Annotated in this window: 26 protein-coding genes and 1 riboswitch; of the genes, 9 read left to right on the top strand and 17 right to left on the bottom strand. The window is 64.6% G+C overall.

Annotated elements, in window-relative coordinates:
* Positions 1-144 precede the first annotated feature (144 nt).
* Entirely contained in the window at positions 145-1,791 is a 1,647-nt protein-coding gene (locus WBP06_RS04235; protein ID WP_395332163.1) for a hypothetical protein, read from the bottom strand.
* A gap of 263 nt (positions 1,792-2,054) precedes the next feature.
* Here WBP06_RS04235 and WBP06_RS04240 point away from each other — a divergent pair, with 263 nt between their 5' ends.
* The 3 genes from WBP06_RS04240 (at position 2,055) to WBP06_RS04250 (ending at position 6,168) form a co-directional block, all read left to right on the top strand.
* The gene (locus WBP06_RS04240; protein WP_395332165.1) at positions 2,055-3,023 is read left to right on the top strand and encodes a Dyp-type peroxidase; all 969 of its coding nucleotides are present in this window, start codon (positions 2,055-2,057) and stop codon (positions 3,021-3,023) included.
* A 261-nt stretch (positions 3,024-3,284) separates the two neighbouring features.
* Positions 3,285-4,589, top strand: a complete 1,305-nt coding sequence (locus WBP06_RS04245) for a cation:proton antiporter (protein ID WP_395332167.1) — start codon at positions 3,285-3,287, stop codon at positions 4,587-4,589.
* Positions 4,590-4,659: 70 nt separating this feature from the next.
* Positions 4,660-6,168, top strand: coding sequence for a tryptophan halogenase family protein (locus WBP06_RS04250; RefSeq protein ID WP_395332169.1), 1,509 nt, complete (start codon positions 4,660-4,662; stop codon positions 6,166-6,168).
* A gap of 98 nt (positions 6,169-6,266) precedes the next feature.
* Here the strand turns inward: WBP06_RS04250 and WBP06_RS04255 are convergent, their stop codons facing one another.
* From WBP06_RS04255 to WBP06_RS04285, 7 genes are all read right to left on the bottom strand, one after another.
* Positions 6,267-7,217, bottom strand: coding sequence for a magnesium transporter CorA family protein (locus WBP06_RS04255; RefSeq protein ID WP_395332171.1), 951 nt, complete (start codon positions 7,215-7,217; stop codon positions 6,267-6,269).
* Between the two features lie 156 nt (positions 7,218-7,373).
* Positions 7,374-8,966 (bottom strand): transporter substrate-binding domain-containing protein, encoded by a 1,593-nt coding sequence (locus WBP06_RS04260; RefSeq protein WP_395332173.1) that lies wholly within the window; start codon positions 8,964-8,966, stop codon positions 7,374-7,376.
* 251 nt (positions 8,967-9,217) lie between these two features.
* Positions 9,218-9,667: a peptide-methionine (R)-S-oxide reductase MsrB gene (gene msrB / locus WBP06_RS04265; RefSeq protein WP_395332175.1), complete on the bottom strand. Its 450-nt coding sequence runs from the start codon at positions 9,665-9,667 to the stop codon at positions 9,218-9,220.
* Between the two features lie 98 nt (positions 9,668-9,765).
* Positions 9,766-10,068, bottom strand: coding sequence for a UBP-type zinc finger domain-containing protein (locus WBP06_RS04270; protein ID WP_395332177.1), 303 nt, complete (start codon positions 10,066-10,068; stop codon positions 9,766-9,768).
* Positions 10,065-11,693, bottom strand: a complete 1,629-nt coding sequence (locus WBP06_RS04275) for an FAD-dependent oxidoreductase (RefSeq protein ID WP_395332179.1) — start codon at positions 11,691-11,693, stop codon at positions 10,065-10,067. The genes WBP06_RS04270 and WBP06_RS04275 overlap by 4 nt, the downstream gene beginning before the upstream one ends.
* A 122-nt stretch (positions 11,694-11,815) precedes the next feature.
* Positions 11,816-13,420 (bottom strand): hypothetical protein, encoded by a 1,605-nt coding sequence (locus WBP06_RS04280; protein WP_395332181.1) that lies wholly within the window; start codon positions 13,418-13,420, stop codon positions 11,816-11,818.
* Between the two features lie 109 nt (positions 13,421-13,529).
* Positions 13,530-13,733: a hypothetical protein gene (locus tag WBP06_RS04285; RefSeq protein WP_395332183.1), complete on the bottom strand. Its 204-nt coding sequence runs from the start codon at positions 13,731-13,733 to the stop codon at positions 13,530-13,532.
* Between the two features lie 143 nt (positions 13,734-13,876).
* On the opposite strand from WBP06_RS04285, the gene WBP06_RS04290 reads away from it, so the two are divergent.
* Positions 13,877-14,416: an AAA family ATPase gene (locus WBP06_RS04290; RefSeq protein WP_395332185.1), complete on the top strand. Its 540-nt coding sequence runs from the start codon at positions 13,877-13,879 to the stop codon at positions 14,414-14,416.
* 85 nt (positions 14,417-14,501) lie between these two features.
* The gene (locus WBP06_RS04295) at positions 14,502-14,846 is read left to right on the top strand and encodes a DUF2322 family protein (RefSeq protein ID WP_395332187.1); all 345 of its coding nucleotides are present in this window, start codon (positions 14,502-14,504) and stop codon (positions 14,844-14,846) included.
* A 5-nt stretch (positions 14,847-14,851) separates the two neighbouring features.
* On the opposite strand, the gene WBP06_RS04300 is transcribed toward WBP06_RS04295, so the two are convergent.
* The 3 genes from WBP06_RS04300 to WBP06_RS04310 form a co-directional block, all read right to left on the bottom strand.
* Positions 14,852-15,505 carry a dihydrofolate reductase family protein gene (locus WBP06_RS04300; protein WP_395332189.1) on the bottom strand — a complete coding sequence of 218 codons (654 nt, stop codon included), beginning with the start codon at positions 15,503-15,505 and terminating at the stop codon, positions 14,852-14,854.
* A gap of 100 nt (positions 15,506-15,605) precedes the next feature.
* On the bottom strand, positions 15,606-16,772 hold the full coding sequence (locus WBP06_RS04305) for an MFS transporter (protein ID WP_395332191.1): 1,167 nt from the start codon (positions 16,770-16,772) through the stop codon (positions 15,606-15,608).
* Between the two features lie 14 nt (positions 16,773-16,786).
* Positions 16,787-17,821: an aldo/keto reductase gene (locus WBP06_RS04310; RefSeq protein ID WP_395332193.1), complete on the bottom strand. Its 1,035-nt coding sequence runs from the start codon at positions 17,819-17,821 to the stop codon at positions 16,787-16,789.
* 117 nt (positions 17,822-17,938) lie between these two features.
* Between WBP06_RS04310 and WBP06_RS04315 the strand changes: the two genes are divergently transcribed.
* Positions 17,939-18,844, top strand: coding sequence for a LysR substrate-binding domain-containing protein (locus WBP06_RS04315; RefSeq protein ID WP_395332194.1), 906 nt, complete (start codon positions 17,939-17,941; stop codon positions 18,842-18,844).
* 72 nt (positions 18,845-18,916) lie between these two features.
* Here the strand turns inward: WBP06_RS04315 and WBP06_RS04320 are convergent, their stop codons facing one another.
* Positions 18,917-19,969, bottom strand: coding sequence for a tyrosine-protein phosphatase (locus tag WBP06_RS04320; protein ID WP_395332196.1), 1,053 nt, complete (start codon positions 19,967-19,969; stop codon positions 18,917-18,919).
* A 271-nt stretch (positions 19,970-20,240) separates the two neighbouring features.
* On the opposite strand from WBP06_RS04320, the gene WBP06_RS04325 reads away from it, so the two are divergent.
* Entirely contained in the window at positions 20,241-20,693 is a 453-nt protein-coding gene (locus WBP06_RS04325; RefSeq protein ID WP_395332198.1) for a tRNA (cytidine(34)-2'-O)-methyltransferase, read from the top strand.
* A 25-nt stretch (positions 20,694-20,718) separates the two neighbouring features.
* On the opposite strand, the gene WBP06_RS04330 is transcribed toward WBP06_RS04325, so the two are convergent.
* From WBP06_RS04330 to WBP06_RS04350, 5 genes are all read right to left on the bottom strand, one after another.
* Positions 20,719-21,573, bottom strand: coding sequence for an oxygenase MpaB family protein (locus tag WBP06_RS04330; RefSeq protein WP_395332200.1), 855 nt, complete (start codon positions 21,571-21,573; stop codon positions 20,719-20,721).
* A gap of 92 nt (positions 21,574-21,665) precedes the next feature.
* On the bottom strand, positions 21,666-22,388 hold the full coding sequence (locus tag WBP06_RS04335) for a GntR family transcriptional regulator (RefSeq protein WP_395332202.1): 723 nt from the start codon (positions 22,386-22,388) through the stop codon (positions 21,666-21,668).
* A gap of 30 nt (positions 22,389-22,418) precedes the next feature.
* Positions 22,419-23,519, bottom strand: coding sequence for a Rieske 2Fe-2S domain-containing protein (locus tag WBP06_RS04340; RefSeq protein WP_395332204.1), 1,101 nt, complete (start codon positions 23,517-23,519; stop codon positions 22,419-22,421).
* 176 nt (positions 23,520-23,695) lie between these two features.
* Entirely contained in the window at positions 23,696-24,418 is a 723-nt protein-coding gene (locus WBP06_RS04345; protein ID WP_395332206.1) for a CbtA family protein, read from the bottom strand.
* Between the two features lie 8 nt (positions 24,419-24,426).
* Positions 24,427-24,651: a CbtB-domain containing protein gene (locus tag WBP06_RS04350; RefSeq protein ID WP_395332208.1), complete on the bottom strand. Its 225-nt coding sequence runs from the start codon at positions 24,649-24,651 to the stop codon at positions 24,427-24,429.
* A gap of 35 nt (positions 24,652-24,686) precedes the next feature.
* A riboswitch (cobalamin riboswitch) is annotated at positions 24,687-24,832 on the bottom strand.
* Positions 24,833-24,846: 14 nt separating this feature from the next.
* On the opposite strand from WBP06_RS04350, the gene WBP06_RS04355 reads away from it, so the two are divergent.
* Together WBP06_RS04355 and WBP06_RS04360 are read left to right on the top strand one after the other, a co-directional pair.
* On the top strand, positions 24,847-25,458 hold the full coding sequence (locus WBP06_RS04355) for a histidine phosphatase family protein (RefSeq protein ID WP_395332210.1): 612 nt from the start codon (positions 24,847-24,849) through the stop codon (positions 25,456-25,458).
* A 34-nt stretch (positions 25,459-25,492) separates the two neighbouring features.
* Entirely contained in the window at positions 25,493-25,765 is a 273-nt protein-coding gene (locus tag WBP06_RS04360; protein WP_395332212.1) for a hypothetical protein, read from the top strand.
* The last annotated feature ends 70 nt before the right edge of the window (positions 25,766-25,835 follow it).

Consider the following 25,835-nt stretch of genomic DNA (forward strand, 5'->3'; position numbering starts at 1 on the left):
AGGGCTGGCAAATTGCAGAGGGCTGGCCATCGCAGCCTGCACGCACGAACGACATGTTTCGAGCCGTGTAGCAAGTCGCGATGGCCGACCCCGCGCAGCGGCTGATCGGGATATTTCCGGTCAAACCGGGAAAACAGCTTTGGATCAGGGGATCAGCGAACTCACGTCGAGGCGCTTGCCGGCATATTCGGCAAAGCCGTGCGAGAGGGGCACGCCGTTCTCGTCGGGGTCGAACAGCAAGCGGGCCGGCATGCGGCCGGATAGCGGGCCGAACATCATCGTCAGGTCCATCGTTGCCGGTCGCTCGCCGATTACCTGCAGCTTTGCAGTATAGGTGGAGCGGCCGCGCGGATTGGCCTTCATGGTCTCGGTTCCCGAGTAGACCTGCCGCGGATCGTCGGCGAAGTTGACGTAGGTTTTTCCGATTTCCCCCCCGGGCGTGCGGCGATAGACGATATAGCCCGAGGCCTTTCCGTAGACCTTGACGTCGATGTCCTGGCTCTTGCGCGCATATTGCGCGACCAAGCTCAGGTCGGTGCTGCCCGTGCGGTCCGCCGGAGTGGCCACCGTCGCGGGCGGCTTGCCCGGGCGATAGTCGGGCAATGTGACCATGCGGATGCGCACGGCACCGTCGGTGCGCCGTCCTTCCGGCCACATCGCCTTCCTGCCGCCGGGATGCCATGACATGGGCGAGCGGAACACCCAGTCATCGTTTGCGGCAAGGTCGGTACCCAGATAGCCACCGCCCTTCATGGAGGCCGCGATGTCGATCAGCGCGGGGCCGACATTGCCGAGCCGATCCTGACGAACGCCGGTTACGCTGTAGGTGTACGCCAACATGCTCAGGCCCATGTTGAGGCTGTCGGGATAGGGGCGAGGCACAAGTCCCAGAATGGCGAGGCCGGATTTCTCCGAAAATCGCGTGGTCATCGTCAGCCCCAATCGTTCGTCGGGCGAGAAGATCGTGGTTTCCGTATAGCCGGGGGTGGACGTGACGGCGACTTTGCGGCCGCTGGCAAGGTCCTGCGTTACCGAATCCGGCAGGTCGTGATCAGCCGCTCCCGCCAGCGAGAGCGCTTTGCCGCCGTGCACGAACTGCTTTACTTCGCCGCCGAGTACGGGCTGGGGCAGCACGCCGTCGGCGTGACGCGGATCGGGCACGAACGGGTCCAGCGTGCTGACGATCCTTGTGTCCGCAATCCGGTAACGATCACCGGAACGCTCAAGCCTTCCCGTGAAGACCATCGCCGAATAGTTCGCCAACAGGGTCGTCCAGGCGACATGTTCGTTATCCGGCGCAACGACGATTTCCGACCAGCGATGGGAAATGCTCGCGCCGCCGGCAACCTCGGTCGGATAGTCGACCGGAACCAGGGTCGCCTGCTTGCAATTTTCCAGCACGGTCGGGCATTCGGCCACGAAATCGCCCAGAAAGATGCGTTTGTTGTCGGGGAAGACCATGTAGCGCAGGCCGTTGTCGCCGGGGCGATCCGGAACCGTTCCGGAAAAGAACGGCCGCAGGTTCCGGCCGTCATCGTCCATCGTGGCCAGAGTGATCCGGCGCTCGTTCCGCTCATCGCTGGGGGCGTAGGAGACCAATACCTTTCCCGAGGGTGTGAAGGTCGCGCTCCTGACTTGCATCGCCGCGTCGAACGGGATGGTGGCAACGCTGTAGCGGCCAACTGCCGACTGTTCGGCCGCCGACTTTTCGATCGCCGCCGGTGCGCCATGGGCGGCGGAGGTCAGGCCTTCGATCAGCACAAGCAGAATGGCCCAGTTGCGTCCTTTCACGGTTTCTCCTCTCTCGATTGGCCCTGTTCGTCTCGATCTCCTGCCCGGCTCTGGCAACAGCGATTGCGTAACCGGGGAGGGAACCGGTTTGCGAAGGCGGAAATTCGGCGCCCAACCGCTTCACGCTTCGTGAAATGGCATTCATTCGGTGGCTCGATGGGCTAGTCGCTTGCGTGGAAATTGACGGGCCAAGCCCTGGAAGGTTACGCATTGTACGCTGGCGGGGGTGACCGTGACGGCGGCAGAATCGAAGGGAGTCAGGCATGGCGGGAAACAGTTGGGACAGGGTTCCGATCGATGCGCAGAGCATCAATGCCCCGCTGTCGTCGTCGGCGGTGTTTCTCGTTCTGAACGTCGCAAGCGGGCAGGCGGCCATTGCCAAGGTCGCATCCGTTCTCAGCGGACTGGATGACCTTGTCAAAACCGTGGGCTTTCGGGACCTGTCCGGCAGGCTTTCCTGCATCGTGGGGATCGGCAGCGATTTCTGGGACCGGCTCGCGCTGCCGAAGCGGCCCAGGGAACTCAGGCCGTTCGCGCCGATCAAGGGGCCGGTGCACTCGGCACCATCGACGCCGGGGGACGTCCTGTTCCATATCCGGGCGGAGCGCGCGGACATGTGCTTCGAATTCGAACGCATCCTGCTCGACAGCCTGGGCGATGCCGTGACGCTGGTGGATGAGGTTTCGGGATTTCGCTATTTCGACGCGCGCGATCTGCTGGGCTTCGTGGATGGCACGGCCAATCCAACAGGCGCGGACATTCCCGATGCGGCGATCGTCGGCGATGAAGATCCGGACTTTTCCTGCGGAAGTTACGTCGTCGTCCAGAAGTACCTGCATGACCTGAACGCATGGGCAAGGATTCCGAGCCAGCTTCAGGAGCAGATCATCGGTCGCACGAAAATCGACAATATCGAGATCGATGACGACGATGCCCCTCGCAAATCCCACAAGTCGCTTGCGACTATCGTCGACGAGAATGGCGATGAGCATGATATTCTGCGGGACAACATGCCGTTCGGCAGGCCGGGCCAGGGCGAGTTCGGAACCTATTTCATCGGGTATACCAGGCACCTTTGGGTGATCGAGAAGATGCTGCAACGCATGTTCGTCGGAGAGCCGGCGGGCGCATACGATCGCATTCTCGATTTCTCGACGGCGCATACCGGAACGACGTTCTTCGCGCCGGCCCGTACCGTTCTTGCGGCCCTGGTCGATGGCCATTCCGGCTGATGCTTGCGTTCGTTCCGGCCTTTCCCCCACCCAGCAGGCTTCACCGGTTTTCGGACGAGACATGACATCGTAGTCAACGACGGTTTTCCGCGCTTTGTGTCCCTTTGGCAACAAAGCCGGGCTTCCGTTTGAAAATCGTGCCGGAGCGGGGCGGCGGGCTGGAAATTTGCTTGCAGGAGCCTTCCGGTCCGTCTCTCTTCCGCCGTCCCGGATGGGGCCGCACGATCAAGATGCGGCGGCCGGTCGAACTGGAGAGGATGCATGAGTCCTGCGGAATTGAGCGTTACGTTCTTCTTGCAGATGTTCGTGATCGTTGCCGCATGTCGCGTGACCGGCTGGGCCATGAAGCGTTACTTCGATCAACCGCAGGTGATCGGTGAAATGATCGCCGGCATCCTGCTCGGCCCCTCGCTGCTTGGGCTGTTCGCACCGGATGTGCAGCATTTCCTGTTCCCCAAAGAGACGAAGTCCGTGCTCTTTGTCGGTGCTCAGCTTGGCGTGGGCCTGTACATGTTCCTGGTCGGGCTTGGGTTTCGGACGGACCACTTCCGTGTGAACGCAAGAAGCGCATTTGCGGTGTCGCTTTCCGGTATGACGGCGCCTTTCCTTGTGGCGGTGGTGATGACGCCATGGCTGTTCGGTTTCGGCCTGTTCGGCGCGGGCGTGAGCGGATTTCAGGCCACGCTTTTCATGGGCGCGGCGATTTCGATCACGGCCTTCCCGGTCCTGGCCCGCATCATCCAGGAACGGGGCCTCTCGCGTACTCCGCTTGGTTCGCTGTCCCTCTCGGCAGGGGCGATCGACGATGCCGGGGCGTGGACTGTACTGGCCATCGTTCTGGCCAGTTTCGGTGGCGGCCTTGCCGTTGCGGTGAAGGCCGTGTTGGGCGGCGGGCTGTTCGCCTTGTTCATGATTACCATTGGGCCGCGTCTGCTGGTGCCGCTCGCCCGCTGGGCCGAGCGCGAAGGCCGCATCGCGCCATCGCTGCTGGCAACCGTCATGGCACTGTTCCTGCTGTGTGCGTGGGTGACCGATGCAACGGGTCTTCATTCGGTTTTCGGTGGCTTCCTGCTGGGAATAGCCATGCCGCGCGGCCTGCTCAGCCGTGAACTGAAGGCCCAGCTGGAGCCGTTCACGCTGGCGCTGCTGGTGCCGATGTTCTTCACTTTTTCGGGGCTCAATACGCAACTGACGCTGGTGAACAGCGTCGGATTGGTCGCGATCGCGCTGGTAATCCTGGCCGGATCGATACTGGCCAAGGGCGGGGCCTGCTGGGCAGCGGCGCGGCTGACCGGGCAGGACAATCCCACTGCGCTTGCGGTGGGGGTGCTGATGAACGCGCGTGGACTGATGGAACTGATCATCATCAACATCGGGTTGCAGAAGGGCATTATCGGCCCGGCTCTGTTCTCGATGCTCGTGGTCATGGCGCTGGGGACGACGCTGATGACATCGCCGCTGTTCGAACGTGTCTATGGTCGCCGCGCCCGGGCCAGCGGCGAACTGGGTGCTTTGAGCGAGGATGTCGATGAAGCGGCCGATCGCGCCGCTCCTTCCGCCATCTGATCGGTCTGCAGGCCGAAGACCGAAATACGGATCAATGCGGCCGGTGTGCCGCCATCATGGAAAAATGGACATGCAGCAGAATCCTTCGTCGGATCGTGTGGTGAAACGCGTCGTGGTGGCAGGGGGCGGCACCGCCGGCTGGGTCACCGCCACGGCGCTGGTGCGCCATCTGGGGCCGCTGATCGATGTGACCCTGATCGAATCCGAAGAAATCTCGACCGTCGGCGTCGGCGAATCCACCGTGCCGACGTTCAAGACCTTCCATGACCTGATGGGGATCAAGGAAGACCAGTTCATGGCTGCCGCGCAGGCGACCTTCAAGCTGGGGATCGAGTTCAGGAACTGGGGCCGCGTCGGCGATCGCTACATCCACCCCTTCGGCACGATCGGCTCGCGGGTTTCCTGGATGGCGGAATTCCATCACTTCTGGCTGCACGCGCAATCGCGCGGGTTTGGCGGCGAACTGGGCGAATACTGTCTGGAATGGGTGGCGGGGGAGGCGAACCGCATGTCGGTGAATGCCGCACCGAACATGGGCTATGCCTATCACGTCGATGCCACCCGCTATGCTCGCTTCCTGCGCGCCATTGCGGAGCCGGCCGGTGTGAAGCGGATCGAAGGAAAGATCCGCACTGTCGATCTCCATCCCGAAAGCGGCTTCATCGATGCGTTGACGCTGGAATCGGGGGAGCGGATCGAAGGCGACCTCTTCATCGATTGCACCGGTTTCCGCTCGCTTCTGCTGGGCCAGGCCCTCGGCGTCGAGTTCGAGGATTGGGGGCGTTGGATCACCACCAACAGCGCCGTCGCCGTCCAGTCGCGATCGTCCAATCCACCCCAGCCCTACACCGGCGCCTATGCGCATGAGGCGGGCTGGCGCTGGAAGATCCCGCTGCAGCACCGCGAAGGCAATGGCATTGTCTTCTGCAGCGAGTTCATGTCGGATGACGAGGCGCAGGCAAAGCTGCTGGCGGAGATCGATGGCGAGCCGACGATCGATCCCTGGCTCCTGCGTTTCAAGACCGGGATGCGCAAGAAGAGCTGGTTCCGCAATTGCGTGGGCCTGGGCCTGGCCGGCGGCTTTATCGAGCCGCTGGAATCGACCAGCATCCACCTGATGATGGCGGCTGTCACCCGGCTGATCCAGGACTTCCCCTTCAACGGATGTAACGAAGCGCTGATCGGCCATTTCAACGAGAAATCGCGCCTGGAATTCGAATCGATCCGCGATTTCATCATCCTGCACTATCACGTCACCGAGCGGGACGATTCCGCCTTCTGGCGCCGCTGCCGGACGATGGACATTCCCGATTCGCTGAAGGAGCGGCTGGAAATCTGGCGTGAAGACGCGCGCGCCTTCAAGCTGGAGGACGAGTTGTTCCGCGTCGACAGCTGGACCTCGGTATTGCTGGGGCAGCGCCTCGATCCCCGTGGCTACCACCGTCTTGCCGAAATGATGCCGGACGCAGCACTGCGCGGTCATCTCGATCGGATGCGATCGGAAATTGCCGAAATCGCCGCGATCATGCCGACGCATCCGGATTTCCTGAAGTCCTACTGCCCGGCTGACGAGATCTGAAGCGGCAAGGTGGGTTCTGTTGAACTGCACCGTTCCATCGTGCCGCCATGCCTCGGCAAAGGCATGGCGGCTGAATTGCGGTCAAAGGTCCGGATCGTTCATATCCAGTCCCGCCACTTGAACCAGAGGTAGGGGACAAGGGCCGAGAGCAGACAGAGAATGAGCGCGAAGGGATAGCCGAGCGGCCAGCCCAGTTCGGGCATGACGTGAAAGTTCATGCCATAGACGCCCACCACCAGCACCGGCGGTATGCCCACCACCGAGGCGACCGTCAGCACTTTGACCACATCGTTCTGCTCGATGCTGATGAAGGCGGTCGCCGCGTCCTGCAGCAGCTGGATGCGGCCGCCGAGGCTGGTCTCGAACTCGTCGAGCGAGGCGATGTCGTGTTGCAAGGCCTCGAAACGGTCCTGTAGCGCCTGATCGAGTTCGGGGGTGCAGCGGTCCAGCACGAAGCTGACCATGCGGCCGATGCTCAGAAACGCGTACCGCACGCGGGACGCGCGATCGCTGGCCTGGCCCATGTTGCGCATGATCTCCCGGATCTTGCGCGTCTCCCTGCCGAGACCGGATCGGAAAGTGTCTTCGAAGAACAGCGACTGCGACGCTTGGGAGATCACTTCCGAAGCGTGTTCGAGATGATCCGCAGCGCGGTCGACGATGTCTTCCAGCAGCGTTGCAAGCGCGGAAGCGGGGGTGAGATCGGGCGTATCGCGCACCGCCTTCTCCACCGCGTCGAACTGCGCAAGCTCCGCATAGTGTACCGTCACCAGGGCATCGGGGGTCAGGATGAAGCCGGCGGGCGCCAGTTGCCAATGCCCGGTGTTGATCCCGGCGATCAGCGGCGCGCTCATGTAGAGGGTCTTGCCGTCGACACGAAGGCGGCTGGACGTTTCAATCTCGCGCAGCGCGGCCAGATCGGGAATGCGGATGCCGAAGCGCTGTTCGACGGCCCGTTTCTCGCCATCGTCGGGCGATGACAGGTCCAGCCAGACCGCCCGGCTTTCTGCCGATCCCGCCGCCGATCTTTCCGGGAATGATCGCAACATCCTGGTCAGCCCTGCAATTGCAATGACATGCGCGCCATCCACGATCGCGACATCGGGAAAACGCTGCGTGAAAGATGGGCGGGCGTCATGCCCCGGAACAACCATTCACCGCAGACAACGTTCCCTGCCGGCAGGGAACGTGCGGTGCGGCCAGAACTACGTTCCGGCGGCGTGACCCGTGATACTGGCCTTGGCCGCTGCCTTCTGTTCCCGCGCTTCCTGGATCAGGCTGTAGGCGACGTAATACTTGTAGATATTGCTGACGTAGGTGGTCGTTTCGGTTCCGATCTTTTCCATCGCGATACGTTCGACATTGCCGAACCAGATGTTCGGATTCAGGCCGCGTTCCTTGGCGATGGCGCGCAGCTGCGCGATCCGGCCGGCACCGGCGTTGTACGCCGCGAACGTGAACAGCGCCTTGTTCAGCGGGTCCATCGGTTCATTGTCGAAATAGCGGCTGCGCAGGAACCGCATGTATTTCACGCCCGCGTGGATGTTCGGTTCCAATTGGCGAATGTCGCCGACGTTCTGCGTCTCTCCCGTTTTCGGCATGAGCTGCATGATGCCGATCGCGCCGACCGGGCTGTGCGCGTCATTGTTCAGCCGGGATTCCTGATAGCCCTGCGCGGCCATCAGCAGGTAGTCGAAGTCGTATTCCCCGCCGTAGCGCCGGAACAGTCCCGCAAGGTTCAGGAATTTCTGGCGCTCTGCGGTCGATGCGGCATCCTTCACGAAATCCGTGTTCTGCAGGTATTTCTTCTGAAGCACGCGACCGATCGCGGAATTCAGCCCCTTGTCGCGGATGAACTGATTGAGGTTCGCCATCATCTGCGGGGAATCCTTGCGAATTCCAACCGCCAGCGATCCATCGCGGCGAACGGCAACGTCATCGTGGATCTGGATATTGGAGAAGACCGATTTCCAGAAGCGGGCGAGGTAATCGTCGACGATCGTTGCCGGGATCAGCCCGGCATTCACCATTTCCAGCAGGTCGTCATCCTCAAGCGATTCGGGCGCGGCGCGGATATCGACGGGCTTCTTGCTCGCCGCCTTCAGCGTGGCGTTGAGCTTCTGCAGGCTGGAATAATAGCTGGAACTCTTGCGCACGAAGATGGTCTTCCCGGCAAGGTCTTCGGTGGAATGAACGGCGGCGGCGCCCGGTCCGGTAACGAGGACTTCGGAAACGCCCGTGCGCGTGGGGTTGGTGAAGTCGATCAGGCTCTGGCGTTCGGGGGTGATCGTCAGCTGGGCGATCACCATGTCCACGCGGCCATCGCGCAGGGCGGGCAACAGCGCGTCCCGCGGCATCGGTATCGGCACGACATGGATTTTCAGCGAGCCCGGCGGTTGCCGTTTGTTGAGATCCTGCTCCAGCATGGTGAGATATTCGAAGGACAGCCCGCGCTGGACGCCCTTGTCGATGAAGTAGAATGTGCGGTTGAACGGCACGCCCACGCGAATGAGGCGCCGGGCGACCAGCGCGTCGAAGTCGCCTGTGAACTTGATGTCCATCAGTTTGCGCATGTCGGGCGGAAGGCCCTGTTCGTACGTGGGCGTTGCATCGACGGCCGCAGCCGTCGCGACTTCCTTGCGATCGGGCGTTTTCGACTGCTCTTTCGGCTGGGAGCATCCGCTGGCCAGCAGCCCTGTCAAGGAAGCGCAGGCTAGCGCCGTTGCGATCACCTGACGGCGGGTCTTACCATGCGCCCGATATTGGGCGCGGCGGTCTAGATAGGGCCGATCTGCCATCACCATGCATCCGAGCTTGTCGCATCGGCACGCTGTTCATGTCGCGGCGAGGGGAAATACCCGTCCGTTCGCCGATGCGATCATGCAGAAAAGGTTCTGCCCGGATCCCTTCCCAGAATTCTTCGCGTCACGGAATCGGGAAGAATCCCAAGGTCCGCACGGGATATCCATGACCCGTGCAAACATGCTGCGACCGCCGTGGTGAACGGCGGCCGCAGGCGAAGATGATCCGTCCGATCAACCCCGGCCGTTCAGCCGATATCTTCCACCTGATCGAGGTAGGCGGCGTAGCCCTGGTCTTCCATCTCCTCCCGCGGGATGAAGCGAAGCGAGGCGGAGTTGATGCAATAGCGCAGGCCGCCGCGATCGAGCGGGCCATCCTCGAACACGTGGCCAAGGTGGCTGTCGCCATGGGCAGAACGCACTTCGGTGCGCGTCATGCCATGGGTGTGGTCCACCAGGTTGTTCACGTTGGCCGGCTCGATCGGCCGGGTGAAGCTGGGCCAGCCGCAACCGGATTCGTACTTGTCGGAAGAGGCGAAAAGGGGTTCGCCCGAAACGATGTCGACGTAGATGCCCGGCTTCTTGTTGTAGAGATATTCCCCGCTGCCGGGCCGTTCGGTGCCGCTGTGCTGGGTGACGTGGAACTGTTCCGGCGTCAGGCGCGCGATCGCTTCGGCGGACTTCTGGTAGGTGGGCATGAACTGTTCTCCTTGGGCGCGAAGATGGTGATGAACCGGTGCGGAGGGAAGGGGGAAGGAACGGCCCCAGACGAACCGGGGAATCAAGAACCGGGGGATCAGAAGAACCGGGGAATGGGCCCAAGCTGCGGGGTCTGGTCGGGCAGGTCGACCTCCACCTGATCCACATAGCACCAGCCCCAGCCTTCGGGCGGGTCATAGCCTTCGATGATCGGGTGGTGCGTCGCCTGGAAATGCGCGCGGGCGTGGCGGTTGGGCGAATCGTCGCAACAGCCGACATGGCCGCAACTGCGGCACAGGCGCAGGTGGACCCAGAAGCTGCCCGTCTTCAGGCACTCCTCGCAGCCGCGCGCGCTGGGGGTGACCACGTTGATCGTCGAACTGTGCGGACAGGAACTCATGGCACGGCCTTTCGGGCAAGGAGGGCGTGGATTTGCGAGACGACGGCAGCGCCTTCGCCGACGGCGGCGGCAACGCGCTTGGTGGACCCGGCGCGCACGTCGCCGATGGCGAAGACGCCGGGCATGGCGGTTTCCAACTGCTGCGCGGCGCCGGTTACGACGAAGCCGTGGGCATCCTTTTCGACATCGACGGGAAGCCAGTCCGAATTGGGATCGGCGCCGATGAACAGGAACATGTGGCGCAAATCGCGCTGTCGGATCACGCCGTCACCGCAGCGAATGTCGATGGTCGCCAGCGTGCCGTCCTCCTGCCCGTCCACTGCGATGACTTCCGCGCCCACGTGGATTTCCACGTTCGGCAATTCGGCAATGCGCTCTATCAGATAGCGCGACATCGTCTCTTCCAGGCGGCGCCGCACGATCAGGTGCAGACGCTTCACTTGCGGCGCAAGGTAGACCACGGCCTGCCCGGCCGAATTGCCACCGCCGACCAGCGCCACTTCCTCACCCGCGCAGAGCCGGGCCTCTATGGGCGACACCCAGTAGGAAATGCCCGTGCCTTCGAAGTGTTCGAGGCCATCGATGGGAAGCCGGCGATAGCGCGCACCGGATGCCGCGACCACGGTTCGCGCCTTCACGCAGCGTCCCGCCGAAAGGGTGATGCGCAAGTTCTCCTCCTCCCGCATCAGCGCCTCGACGGAGACCGGGATGGCGATCCGGGCGCCGAACTTCAGTGCCTGGTTGAACGCACGGCCCGCCAGTGCGTGGCCGGAAATGCCGGTGGGAAACCCCAGGTAGTTCTCGATCCGCGCCGATGCGCCAGCCTGCCCGCCCATGCTGCGCGAATCGAGCACGACGACCGAAAGCCCTTCCGATGCGGCATAGACGGCGGCGGCCAGCCCCGCCGGCCCTGCGCCCACGATCGCAACGTTGTGCAGCACGTCGGAATCGATGTGCGAGGTCAGGCCAAGGCAGGCGGCCAGATCCTCCTCGTGCGGCGCGCGCAGGATCGATCCGCTGGGGCAGACGACCAGTGGATACTGCGCCGGTTCCACGCCAAGGCGTTCGACCATGGCCTTGCCTTCCTCGTCCCGCGTCGCGTCCAGGACGAGGGAGGGGTAGCCGCTGCGGCGGAGAAATTCCTGCAGGCGCAGCACTTCCGCGCTCTCGGGAATGCCGATGATGATCGGGCCAGCGCCGCCTTCCTCGATCAGGCCGACCCGGCGCAGGATCAGCGCGCGCATGACCTTTTCGCCAAGTTCGGCCGATCCGATCATTAGCGCGCGCAAGTGAACGTCGTCTATGGGAACGGCACTGCAGCCGTGCGGCCCGGCAGTTCCGCCGGCGATGGTGGGGCGGCCGGAGAGCTGGTTGATCTCGCCGCTGAACTGGCCGGGGCCGTGCGTGGTGATCCGGGCGGCCCGGTTCAGGCCATCGCGCCGCTGCACCTCGATCGCGCCTTCCAGCACCAGCCAGGTGGGCGCCTGCGTGTCTCCGATGGCATAGACCGTCTCGCCGGCGGCAAAGCGACGCTCCGGCCCGCTGGCGAAACGCCTGGCCAGAGACAGCTCGCTTGCCGACAGCACTGGAAACATCTGGTATTCGCGCGTCTCGATCGTGCTCATGGGGCCTCCGCGGCGCGGTGTGGAGGCTTGAGACTAACCCATGATGCAAAGGCGGGGAAAGCGGCAAGGCGGTGCGACCACCACCCCATCGGTTTCCGGCACCGTTCCGTCGAAACCGGCTCTTATCCGCCCGGCTGCGCCGGGATGTAGATGGCGGCAAGGTCCGTGTAGACCTTGTCGGCATCCAGAATCGACGATGGATTTCCGCCCGCCTGGCTCGGGTTCAGGTCGACGAACCGGATGTCCAGTTCGGTCTTGAAGCCGGCGGGAGACGAAGAGACGGGCACATGATCGAAACCGCGCGTCACATTCCAGGTGCGCGTGAAATCGCGACGCGCGGCGATGACGAAGCCGGTCTTCCCCTTTTGCCTGGCCAGATCGGCGGCATAGAGCAGCGTCATCTCGTCGACTGCGGATGCGGTGGCCTTGTTGCCCACGAACTCCACGGTCGTCAGCCCGGTCGCGGCATCGTCGCGCGATCGGAAGCCATCGCGCCGATAGCCGGCAGGCCCAAGCACGTCGATGACCGACTTGTTGGATTTCTTGTACGCGGCCTGATCCTGCGAAAATTCGATGTCCGGCAGGTCTCTGGCCAAGCTGGCGATATCGGCCGGCTTTCGCTGCGTTGCCAGCAGCTTCATCATGGCTTCCGGAGGCGGCACGTGGGCGCGTTCCGCCTCTGGCAGGTCCTTGCGAAGCGCGGTCAGGAATTCGACTCCGGCCGCGTTCGCGGGAAGGGACCGGTGAAGGACGGCTTTTTCGATTTCAATCGCGGTGCTGGGGGTGAGGCGAGCGCGCGCCTGCACCAGTTCGGCCCACATGTCGACGGCGCGCTTCAGAGTTTCCAGAGATTGGCCGAACAGTATTCCGCCGGCCGGTTGCGTCGTTGCATCCATCTGCTTTCGCACGTCGGCAACCAGCTTCTCGGCGCGATCTGGCCTGCCGCTGGCGGCAAAGGCGTATGCACCCTGCATGCTGGTCATCGTGCTGACCATGAAACGGTTCGACCGGCTGCCAAAGTCCTGCGGGGTCTTCAATTCTGCATGAGGATCCGGGAATTCGGTGTCGAGCTGGTCGAACAGCCGGATTGCCTCACCGAAGCGGCCCTGATCGAACAGCCATGAGAACTGCAGGTTGCGCGCCTGCGGTTGAAGCGGAAGCAGGCCCAGATAAGGCGAGGTTTGCGCCTCCGCCTCCGCTGTATTGCGCAGGATGGCGGAGGTGAGCTGCTGGATTTCCAGCGAATAGGGCCGTCTGGCCGCTGCGGAAAGCGCCAGCGCGCGTGCCGTGGTGCCCTGACCTTTCTGCTGAAACGCGAAGGCCTTCACCAGTTGCAGCGAAAGCCCCATGGTTCGCGCGAACATCGGATCGTTCAGATAGGGCTGCGACAGCGCCAGGGCGGCATCCACGTCGGCCAGCGCAAGATCGGGCGCGTTGGCGGCCAGATGCGCCACCGCGCGCGAACGCAGCAGGCTGGCGCGGCGCACGGGCTGGCTGGGCAGCAGTAGCGGATCGGCCAGCGCATCGGTGCAGGAACGGACTTTGGCGGCGGCATCCGGCCCGCTGAAGAACATGCTTGAAGCGGGCGGGCGCATGCCGTCGCCTTTGGCTTTCGGTGCCTCCAGCCCGTCGCAGATTGCGAAGTCCAGCTTCCTGGCAAAGGCCGGTGATGATGTGGCCGCCATGGCAACGGCCGAAAGACAGATTGCAGCAAGATATTTCGACATGTCGTCCCCCCGGGCAGGGACTTACGTCGAAATATCTTTCCGCTACAACTGCCAGAACCGGTTAATCGGAAGGAAAAATCCCGTGCGATCGCCGGCGGTGATATCGGGATCAGGCCAGCCCGGTGATTTCCAGGTTCTGGGCGACGCGCCGGATGGTGCAGAGCTTCCTGGCGCCTTCCCAAAGCTCCGCACTGCGGCGAGCGGCCTGCTGATGGGCGATGATCAGGGCGCCGGCAATGTCGGGAGCCGAAAACTCGAGGCGCTTGGCAAGGCCGATGCCGTCTTCCAGAAACTTGAGCGTGTAGACCTTCATGTCCATCCTCCATGGGCGGTTCGATCTCGCGTTTTCACCCCACGTCGTCAATTATCCGCTTGGGTAGGAAGCCGAACCGTTTTGCGTCGGGCTGAAGGGAAAATCCCGTTCGAGTGTCGCCAGACATGACCAAAAGGGTAAAAATGAACCGTTTCGTGGTGGTTTCCGGTTGCTCCGGCAGCGGCAAGTCGACCCTGCTGGCTGAGTTGGCGCGGCGCGGCTTCGCAGTGGTGGAGGAGCCTGGCCGCCGGATCGTCGCGCAGGAGCGGCTGAACGGTGGCGCGGCCTTGCCATGGATCGACCTTGCCGCCTTTGCCCGGCGCGCGGTCAAAATGGCGCTGGAGGATCGCCGCCAAGCGACGGTTCTGCCGGGCACGGTGTTCTTCGATCGGGGGCTGATCGATGCGGCGGTGGCGCTGGAACATGCTGCCGGAATCCCGGCCGCGCACACCTGCGGAGCCGAGCGCTATCACCGCCGCGTTTTCATGACGCCGCCCTGGCCGGAAATCTTCCGCAACGACGGCGACCGTCTCCACGGCTTCGATGAGGCGGTGGCCGAGTATGACAGGCTCGTTCGCGGCTATGGCCAACTGGGATATTGCGTGGAATCGGTGCCCCGCATGCCGGTGCCGGCCCGCGCCGACTGGGTGCTGGCGCGGCTTGATGTCGGGGATGCGTCCTAGCGTTTATTGTCGCCCCGCGCCGCATGGCGAACGGCGGCGGAAGATGTTAGGGGCGCCCGCGCAATTGACACGGGAATATTAGAAAATGCTGGCAACGATCCAACCGGGCGCGACCTTCAAGGACACCCTTCAGAAGCTGCCCTCGATCGACGGCGTGCAGCGCCTCGATCTTGTCGATGACGCCGGAACGGTGGTGGCCAGCATCGAAAACAAGCCGGGCAAGCAGGGATCGCTCGCGGTCTACCAGTACCTGAACCAGTGCTTCGGGGTGCTGGATGCCAAGGCGGCCGCTCACGGTCTGGAGATATTCGGCGAACACACCGAGGACGCGCGCAACCGGCCCGGCGCGCATCCGAATGTCGATCTGCTGTTGGCGACCGCTGCCGGCGGTGCGCCGCTGCGTATGGAAGTGGTCGCCGCAGAGGGCTGACGTCGTTACACGCCTGTCTCGCGGCCAAGCACGATGTGGGTCGCGAGGTCGGTGGCGGTGGATTCCGTCACGCGGTAGCCCAGCGCGGGAAGATCCAGTCCTTCGAACAGCGCTTCACCCTGTCCGAGCAGCACGGGCGAAACGGCAAGGTGCAAATCGTCGATCAGGCCGGCCTGCAGATACTGGCGAACGGTGGAGACACCACCGCCGATCTTCACGTCCAGTGGGCCGGCGGCTTCCCGTGCACGTTCCAGCGCGGCATGGATCCCTTCGGTCACGAAGTGGAATGTGGTGCCGCCGTCCATCACGATGGGTTCGCGGGGATGGTGGGTCAGGATGAAGGTTGGCGCGTGGTAGGGCGGATTGTCGCCCCACCAGCCTTTCCAGCCATCGTCGGACCATTCGCCGCGTGACGGGCCGAACATGTTGCGGCCCAGGATGAAGGCGCCGAACCCTTCCATCGATCGATGGGCAAAGCTTTCGTCCACGCCATCGGACCCGCCGCTTTCGCCGATCATGGTCTTGAAGGTTCTGGTTCCGTAGATCCACTGGTGAAGCTCGGTCCCGCGCTTGCCCAGCGGATCCTGCAGGCTTTGCTCCGACCCCGCGCCGAAGCCGTCCAGAGAAATGGAAAATCCCGCAACTTTTACTCGGCTCACGCCCGGTCTCCTCTGCTCCACCTGCCATCGTGCCTTGCCCCGCTGTCGGTTGCAAACCGAAAGCGGGGCAAGAAACCTATCGGGTTGAGGCGGATAGCGTTCAGGCCGGGGCGACGCGCGCGGTCATGCCGCCACGGGCGACGAGAAGGACGATGCCCAGCCCGATCGCGGACGTGGCCGCTCCGGCCAGCGCCACCACAGGATAGCCCAGGCCAGCCGCAATCACGCCGCCGCCCAGCGCCGCGCCGATCGCGTTGCCCAGGTTGAAGGCGCCGATGTTGACCGAGGATGCCAGATTGGGCGCATCGGCAGCCGCCGCCATCACCCGGACCTGCAGCGGCGGCACCAGCGCGAAACTCGCCACGCCCCACAGGAAGATCAGGATCGCGGCCGGTGCAGCCAGCGGCATCAGCAGCGCGAAGGCGACAAGGATGGCAGCCAGCGAACCCAGCGCGACGATCAGCGTGCGATCGACCGACCGGTCCGCAAAGCGCCCGCCCAGCCAGTTCCCCACGGTAAGCCCCAGGCCATACGTGACCAGCATCGCGGTAACGTATCCCAGCGAGGCATGGGTCACCTCGCGCAGGATCGGGGTGATATAGGTGAACACGGTGAACATCGCGCTCGATCCGATGACGGTCAGGCCCAGTGCGCCCAGCACGCGGCCACGCGTCAGCACGCGCAGTTCGGCAACCGCGTCGCCACCGGCCGGCGCGGGAAGCTTGGGAAGCGTCAGCCACAGTGCCGCCATGGTGACGACACCAAGCCCGGCGGTTCCCCAGAAGGCCGCGCGCCAGCCCATGTGCTCGCCCGCCCAGGTGGCCAGCGGCACGCCGACGACGTTGGCGATGGTGAGCCCCATGAACATCGCCGCGACGGCGCCCGCGCGCTTCTGCGGCGATACCAGGCTGGCAGCGACGACCGAGCCGACGCCGAAGAAGGCGCCGTGGTTGAGTGAGGTGACGATTCGCGCCACCAGCAGCATCGCATAGCTGGTGGAGATCGCCGCCAGCAGGTTGCCGAGGGTGAAGATGCCGGTCAGCGCCACCAGCAAGGTGCGGCGCGGCACGCGGCCGGTGGTCAGCGTCATCAGCGGGGCGCCGATCATCACGCCCAGTGCATAGGCGCTGATCAGCAGTCCGGCGACGGGGATGGAGACGCCGGTGCCTTCGGCGATGACGGGCAGCAGCCCCATCGGCGCGAATTCGGTCACGCCGATGCCGAAAGCGCCAAGTGCGAGGGCCAGCAGGCCGGGGTTGAGCTTCATGGCAGGAGGTCCGTTCAAACCAGCGGAGGATTCAGGCGGGCAAAACCCTCCTGCTGGCGGTAGGGGGTATGGGGGTAGGGCGGCAGTACATCGCTTGCGGCATCCAGCGCGGCGATCTGTTCGGTGGAGAGCGACCAGCCGACCGCGCCCAGATTCTGGCGCAGCTGCTCCTCATTGCGGGCACCGATGATGACCGAGGAGACGGTGGGGCGCTGCAACAGCCAGTTGATCGCGATCTGCGGCACGGTCTTGCCCGTCTCGGCGGCGATCGCCTCGATCGCGTCGATCACGCGGTAGAGATGCTCCTGCGCGACCGGGGGCGCGAACTGCTCGGTCTCGTGCAGGCGGCTGCCTTCGGGGATGGGGCGGTTGCGGCCGATCTTGCCGGTAAGGCGACCCCAGCCGAGCGGGCTCCAGACCAGCGCGCCGATGCCCTGGTCCGCACCCAGCGGCATCAGATCCTGCTCATAGGCGCGGCCGATCAGCGAATAGTAGACCTGATGCGCCACGAAACGCGGCAGTCCGTGCTGGCTGGCGTGGGCCTGCGCCTTCATCAGCTGCCAGCCGGGATAGTTCGACACGCCGGCATAGCGCAGTTTGCCCGCGTCGATCAGGCCGCCCAGCGTCTCCATCAGTTCGTCCACCGGGGTGGAGGCATCGAAGGCGTGGAGTTGCAGCAGGTCGATATGGTCGGTGGCCAGGCGGCGCAGGGCATCCTCCACGGCGCGGATCAGCCGCGCACGGGACGTGCCCCAGTCCGCCGGGCCATCGCCCATCGGCAGGCCGGTCTTGGTGGAGATCAGCACCGCGTCGCGCCGGCCCTTGATTGCATCGCCCAGGATTTCCTCGGATGCGCCGTTCGAATAGACGTCCGCCGTGTCGAACAGGGTGACGCCGGCCTCAAGGCAGATGTCGATCAGCCGACGGGCATCGCGCGCGTCGCTCTGGCCCCAGGCGCTGAACAGCGGGCCTCTGCCGCCGAACGTGCCGGTGCCGAAACTCAAGGCCGGTACGCGCAGGCCGGATGCGCCAAGCTGCCGATATTCCATTGCACGATCCTTCAGATTTGCTTTCGCCAATTTGTATTCGCGAATTCATATTCAGGCGCATAAATGGATTACGGATGACGGCGGCGGAAGCGCCCTTGGTGGCGAAGGATTTTTGACGTGGATGCAAAAGTAACGCTGGGGGCGGATCGGGCACGGGCGCTGGAGATATTCGCGACGGTGGCCGATACCGGCAGCTTTTCGGCGGCCGGGCGTCTTCTGGAGCTGACGCCTTCGGGCGTCAGCCGCACGATCGACCGGATCGAGGCGCGGCTGGGAGTCCGGCTGCTGCTGCGCTCCACCCGCACGCTGACGCTGACCGCGGAAGGACAGGCCTACCTTCAGGCGGCGCGGCGCATTCTTTCCGACCTGGACGATGCCGAACAGGAGATCGCGGACCAGGGCGCGCCGCGCGGCCGCCTGCGGGTGAGTGCGGCGCTGTCGCACGGCCGGCTCTGCGTCGTCCCGCTGCTGGGCGCGTTCGCCCGCCGCTATCCGCATATTCTTGTCGACATCGCGCTGACCGACGCGCTGGTGGACGTGGCGGGCGGCCAGGCCGATGTCGCGGTCCGTTTCGGCCCGCTGGCGGACAGTGCGCTGACCGCGCGCAAGATCGGGGAGACCGGCAGGGTGATCGTGGCCTCCCCCGAATATCTGGCCCGCCATGGCACCCCGCGCACGCCGGAGGATCTGCACGGGCACAATTGCCTGAACTTCAATTTTCGCCGTGCCGAGCCGACCTGGCCGTTCCGCCGTGACGGGCAGGACTTCGTGCTCTGCGTGAAGGGCAATATCGAGGCGAACAACGGCGAAACGCTGGGCCAGCTTGCCGCCAATGGCGTGGGCGTCACCCGCGTCGGCGCGTTCAGCGTGGCGGCCGAACTGGCCGCTGGCGGGCTGGTTCCCTTGCTGGAGGAATTCAACCCGGGGGATGTCGAGCCGATCCACGCGGTGTTCGTGGGCGGGGCCAACGTCCCGCGCCGGGTGCGGGTGTTCGTGGATTTTCTGGTCGAGAACTTGCGCTGATACCAAGGGGCGCGGCGCGCCGGCGGGCAGGGCGTTGCCCGCCGGTCTTGAAGGGCCGCGTCGGCCGGACGATCAGTCCAGCATGGTTTTGCGCAACTTGGCGAAGTCCGCGTCGGTCAGGCCCACCTTCTGCTTCAGGTAGCCTTCCGAGCCGCCGTACTGCTGGTCGAGATACGTGAAGAACTGCGCCAGGTTCGACGCGCCGCTGGGCGTGTAGAGCGGTTCGGCCTTGGGTGGCTGGCCGTCGGCGCGGGCGGCGTAGTATTTCAGGATCGGGTTGTTCGGAAAGTCGGCGGGATCGACCTTGGGCATTTCCCACTGCGGGCGGCGCAGTTCGGTCGACCTGTGATAGTCCTTGAGGATGGTTTCGCGGTCGACGCCCAGCACGTCGTAGATCAGGGCGGTGGCGATGCCGGTGCGATCCTGCCCGGCAGAGCAGTGGTAGACCACCGCACCCTCGTTCGCCAGCAGGCGGTTGAACAGCGCGCGGAACTGCGGAACCAGCATGATTTCCATGCCCTGGTAGATGTTCTCGCCGCCACTCTTGGCCATCTTCGCGAACAGGGGCTTCAGCGAATAGTCGTTGGAAAGGAACAGTGCGCCGGTGCGATCATCCAGCAGATCGGGCGCGACTTCGCGTTCCTCGATCGAGCGCAGATCGACCACCGCGCCGAGGTGCAGCTGGCCCAGCAGGGCGTAGTCGGCATCGGTCAGCAGCGGCATCGCGCCGGAGCGGAAGGCCTTGTCCCACTTCACGGTATGGCCGTCCCGGGTGGCGTAGCCGCCGATATCGCGAAAGTTGCTGCCCTGCTGAAGCGGCAGCACGCGTTCGGCTACAACCGTGGTTTTCCCGTTCCTGCCCTGAAGTATGACGTAGCGGCGTTCGCTGGCCGGGATCGGCAGCGTGAGCCTGGCATCCGTGCTGGCAGCGGCGAAGCGCTGGTCGCCCTTGTCGAGCACGGTATCGGTGCTGATCCACACCGCAGCCGAGGCCGTGTCCGTCCGCGAAAGCTCCACGGTCTGGTCGTCGATGCGGACAAGGGTGACGGGCTCGTTGGCGGCGGCCGGCACGGCGGCCAGCGCTGCGGTCAGGGCGATAAGGGCAGTGGATGCGGCCTTGCGCATTGTTCGATACCTCAAGGGTGGGTGGCAGGATACGCGGGCTTCTAGAACGGATGTATGTATCTCCTGTGACATTCGTTCGGTCAAACTGGCCCGGCTTAGATCGCGTATACGATGGAAAACTGGACATTATCTCGGATTGCGCGGGGTTCTTCTCTCCGGGCGTGGAACGATTGTTCCAACGTCATGACGGAAGCTGCGACGCAAGTTCCCCACCCGCATCCCGCAGCAAAGCGGGCTTGCATGGTGGGCGCAACGCGGCCAATTGGCGCGAATGCGTATTGCTCTATTCGAACCCGAGATTGCCGGAAATGTGGGCGCCGTCCTGCGCCTCTGCGCCTGTATGGGGGCGACGGTGGACCTGATCGAACCGATGGGGTTCGAATGGGACGATCGCCGCGTGCGCCGGACGGCGATGGACTATATCGACCACGTGACGATCGTGCGCCACGCCGATTTCGACGCTTTCAGGGCCTCCATCGGTTCGCAAAGGCTGGTGTTGTTCACCACCAAGACCGATCGGTCGGCCTACGATTTCCAGTACCGGGCCGATGATGTCCTGCTGTTCGGCAAGGAAAGCATGGGCGTTCCCGCGTTCGTGTCTGACGCCTGTGCAGAGCGGGTGCGCATTCCGATGCGGCCGCAGGTGCGTTCGATGAACCTCGCCACTTCGGCGGCACTCGCGTTGGGCGAGGGGCTGCGGCAGACGGCCAGCCTGCCGGGCTGAATCCTGCCGGGCCCAGCATCACGCGTCAGCGTTTTCCGGCAAATGCCCAGCGTATCGTAGCGGCCATGGCGCGGGTGCCGGCGCGCACGGGCAGGGCGGCAAGGCCCGGGCGGCCGATGCCCAGCATCGTTCGTGCAAACGGCGGAAGCAGATCGACAGCTGCGGTGCCCAGCGTTTGCAGCACCGTGCCAGGGCGTCGGCCGGGCTCACCCTCCAGCAGGAACGCGGCGACTTCGCGGGCGGCGGGGCTTCCGGCCAGGTCGTCGCGCATGTCGGCCATGAGGGCGAACGCCTCGGCCCGGCTTCGGGGCACTGGCGCGCAGCCCAGCAATTCGGCGACCCTGGCGCTTTGCTCGAAATAGCGATCCTGATCGGCCGCTGGCATGTCGGGATCGGCATAGGCCAGATAGGCTTCGAGGAAGCTGGTCGCTTCCGCCAGGTGGACCCAGGCCAGCACGCGTGGATCGGTGGCCGAATAGGGCCGTCCATCCGGCATGGTTCCGGTGATCCGGGTATGGATAGCGTTGACGGTGGCGATGGCTTTCAGCGCCTCATCCCGATGCGCATAAGTGGTGGTGGCAATGAACCGTGCCGTGCGGCGCAAGCGGCCTTCGACATCGTGGCGGAAATCCGAATGGTCCAGCACGCCTTGCAACGCCACGGGATGCAGCATCTGCAGCAGGAGCGCGCGCATTCCGCCCACCATCATCGCCACCACATCGGCGTGGACCATGCGGATCGGGCTGTCCGGCGGGAACAGGGCATCGGCGGAAGGGACTACGGGCGCCTCGCCCTTCGTGCGATCGTTGAAGACCGCACGCACTTGCCGCACCAGCAAGTTGCGTAGGGCGTCCGTAGGCTTGGGAATCGACGCGACCATCGATGGAGAATGCCCGAATTAAGGCAATCGAGCCAGCGCGGGCATTATTGTGGCCGTGAAATTCGCCTGCAGCGAATCTCGAGGCGCTGTTCTCAGCTTTCGCCGGAGAAGCGCCGGAACAGCCGTTCGCTGCCCAGCGCGGCGCGCGCATGGTCGCGCATCGCGCGTTCCGCAGCGTCCGCGTCCATGCGCCGGATCGCCGCGATCACGGCCACGTGTTTGCGGTGTGCGGCGCAGAGGTGGGTGAACTCGTCCGCCGGTTCGTTCTCCAGCGCCAGCGCGACGGCGGAAGCGAAGGGCAAATGGTCGTTGCGGGCCAGCGCCTGCCCGATGGAGGGATTGCCGCTGGCGTCCACCAGCAGGGTGTGAAATGCCAGATTGTAGTCGTGGAATCGGTCCACGTCGCCTTGCCCCAGCGTGCCCTTTGCGAAGATGGCCTCTCCTTCGGCAAGGCAATCGGCAAAGCGCGTTTCCTCCGCCGGCGTCATTCCGCGCAGGGCCAGCCGCCGTGCGGCAAGGCCTTCCAGCACACCGCGCACTTCGATCGCGCCGTTGATGTCTGCCGAGGTCAGGGCCCGCGCGGTATAGCCGCGCGCGCCCAGTTTTTCGACCAGCCCCTCCGCCTCCAGCGCGCGCAGGGCGGTGCGCACGGGCATGCGTGATACGCCCAGCGTTTCGGCCGTGGCGATCTCGGCAATCCGCTCGCCCGGGCGGAACGCACCTTCCGCGATCATCCGCCGTAGCGAGATGATCACGTGCTGGCCCGGCTTCAGCCGGCGTCCGCCCTGCGGTTGGGAATCCCCTTCAACGTCCATGGCTTGCTTTCGGCGGACGGGTGCGGCCTGTCAAACCTGCGCCACGTTCTCGGCAGCGATGGCGCGATCGATCATCAGGCGTGATCGTGCGCCGCCGGCGTCGATGTTCAGCTTCAGCAGCCGCCGTTCCGGCCAGCGCAGCAGGTTCGCCTGCTGCCGCTCCAGCATTTCCAGATCCTCTCCGAAAATCTTGCGCTGGCCTTCGCGGATGGTGTCCGTCAGTTCCGCGTCGTCCACCGCGAAGCGGCGCGCCATGCCCCAGAAATAGTGGTGGCTGGTCTCGGTTTCCGGCGTGATGAAATCGACGACGATGCTGGATGCTTTGGCCGCTTCCGGCGCGTCGTAGCCGCCCTGGCCCTCCAGCGCCACGCCCACCTCGATCATGACGTGGCTGGGCAGCGTGAAGCGGCAGAGCTGCCAACGGTCGACCGTGGCGTCTTCGTCAAGCCCGGCCCCGCGCAGCGCCATGCGCCAGAACGGCGGGGCCTTGATCGCGTCCATGAAGCGGCTGGTGACGACTTCCTGTGCATCCGCGTGGGTGCGGACGGGGGCCTCGTCGATTTCCTTCTGGCCGATGCTGCTGGAATGGACGTAGGTTTCGTGCGTCAGGTCCATCAGGTTGTCGATCATCAGGCGATAGTCGCAGGCGATGTGGTAATAGCCGCCGCCATAGGCCCATTCCTCGCTATCCGCCCATTCCAGCGGGTGGAGGCAGGCGGCGTCGGCCTGATCCGGATCGCCGGGCCATACCCAGACGAAGCCATGGCGTTCGATCGTGGCGAAGCGGCGGCCGGCCGGGAAGCCGCCGACTTTCTGCCCGGGCATTTCCGCCGCCTTGCCCAGACAGTCCATGACCAACCCGTGATAGCCGCAGACCAACCGCCCTTCGCGCACGAAACCCAGCGAGAGCGGAGCGCCGCGATGGGGGCAGAAGTCTTCCAGCGCCGTGGGCTGACCGTCCGCGCCGCGAAAGAACACCATGCGTTCGCCGCAGATCGTGCGGCCCAGTGGCCCGTCCGCGATCTCGTCCGGCATGCAGGCGACGTACCAGGCGTTTTTGGGCCAGGTCTGAGCCTTGGGAATCTGGGTGCTGGGGCTGTCGGTGGTGGCAATTTGCGCCGCGCCGTTCATGAATCCACTCCTGTCGTCGATTATTGGATCCAATAATCGTAAATTTGGATCCAATGTCAAGTTCGAAGGAGTCCCGCCATCTGCACCCGGCTAAACGCAAATGCCCCGCCGCGCAGTATGCGGGCGGGGCATTTGCATTGTGAGGAGGCGTCCGGGTTGTCGGCGCCCAGGCGCTGTCAGGCGTTGCGCTGTCGCTGCAGCACGCGTTCCGCCCAGAGCCCGAAGGCGAGGCCGATTGTGGCCCACAGCACCAGCTGCGTCCCCATCGATGCGACGCGGAAGTTCCACAGGAGGACGGCGGGGAAATCGCCGGGAACCTCGTCGATCACCGGCAGCAGGAACTGGCCGACGCCGACCACGCCGACATAGACAACGACCGCCAGCAGCGTCGCGTCGAAGCCGCGCCCGGGCCGCGCCATCGCGCTGCGTACGCGCGCGGCGATCACGGCGGCGCCCAGCGAAAGGGCGATCATGGCGAAATAGGCGGCGGTGCGCAGCGCCACCGTCTCATGCTTGCCCACCGCAGGCGGCGTCTGCGGATATTTCAGCGCCGGCACGATGACCACCAGCAGGAAGGTCAGCGCCGCCAGCACAAGCGCAAAGCTGCGCGGGCCAAGGTGGCTCATGCGGCCGTAGCCATAGGCGAAGACCAGCGAGAACACGCCGCCCACCGCCGCGCCGTAGAGGGCAAGCGCGGTGATCAGCCCGGCGCCTTTCTGCGTATCGCGGCTGACGAGTTCCTCTTCTTCCGGCATTCCGGGGTGATGAGTCGCGTGGCTTTCCTCATAGCCGATGGCGCGGTCAATCTGGGGTTCGGCGAAGCCACGCGCGAAAAGCGTGGCCAAAAGCGCGCCCAGGATGCCGGCAAGCATCCCGCGCCAGAGCAGGTTACGGGTCATGTGCTATCTCAGTGGCAGGGGAAGCCGAGGAGGTGGCGTCCGTCATGCACGAATTCGTGCACGTACATGCCCTGGAACAGCGCGAAGGCGCCCTGTTCGGTGCTGACGAAATAGAGGAAGATCAGGGCCAGAAGCGTGCCCAGCACGGCCCAGGGGGCGATATCCTCGATCGGGATGGCGTTGCCGCCCTGCACCGGAATGAAGGCATCGTCGAAAACTGCGGCGCTGGCCATCGTCATGCTCCTTTTGGGGATTGCGCGTCCCTTGGAAAACCTGTTGCCGGGAAGAAGGTCTGGCTCTCGACGGCGTGAATGCCATTCGATTACAGTGGCGCGACCGCGCCGGGATTACACCGGCTTCTTCGTTCCTGACCGCTGTCCCTTAGGACGCGGCGTCTTCTCCCGTCAACGATTTCAGAGCTTTTCTCCTTGGCCACCACGCTTCTGCTGATCTGTATCGCCGCTACGTCGTCCAGCCGGCAGGGTCGGTTTCCCGATCCCGGGGAGCCGCTGGACCACGGCGGGCTGCGCGATGCGGCCGGGATGGCTGTCGCCGCTCGCTTCCACGATCGCGTTCATTGCAGCCCGGCACGCGCCGCCGGAGAGACTGTTGCGGCGATGGCGCTGACGGCGAGCGTGGAGCCGGCGCTGGCGGACATCGATCATGGCGAATGGAGCGGGCTGTCCTTCGCCGGGATCGACCCGGCCGCACTGGCGACATGGCTTGCCGATCCGGCCGGCGGAGCGCCGGGCGGGGAATCGATGCCGCTGGCTTGCCAGCGCATCGGCAGGTGGATGGATGCGATCGTTGCGCAAGATGGGCCGGTCTGCGCGATCACCCACCCGATGATGGTGCGCGCGGCACTGGCCCACGCGCTGGGAATGCCGTTTTCCGCCGCGCTGGCGATCGACATCGCGCCGCTGTCCCGCACGGTGTTGTCGTTCAATCGCAGCTGGCGATTGCAGGCGCTGGAGCCGGCGATTTCCAACTCCGTTTCAGGCGCCGGTTCCGTTTTAGCTGTACGGTCGCGAACAAGGTGATAGCCTGCCCTGGCAACCTGCTAAGGAGAGCACGATGCCGCTGATCGAACGGGCCGCACGGGTACTGGCAAAGTCCAGAAGCGGAAGCGACGATTGGGATCATCTCGACACGAAAACTCAGGAAGAACTCAAGAGCACCGTGGTCGCGGTGATCAAGGCGCTTCGCGTTCCCACGCCGGGGATGTGCGCCGCCGGGCACAAGCTGTTGCTGGAGGAGGGGCACTCCGTCGGCACCAGCGATGCGCACGATGCATGGCAGGTCATGGTCGACGCCGCGGTGGGGGGCGTGCCCGTCACCAGCGGCTAGGCGCCGCTGTCCGGGCAAAGATACGCGATCTTCGTGGCTTATGCGCGACCCGGCGGGCCTTATCGTGCCC

This window comes from Novosphingobium mississippiense (assembly GCF_044029535.1).
Taxonomy (GTDB): domain Bacteria; phylum Pseudomonadota; class Alphaproteobacteria; order Sphingomonadales; family Sphingomonadaceae; genus Novosphingobium.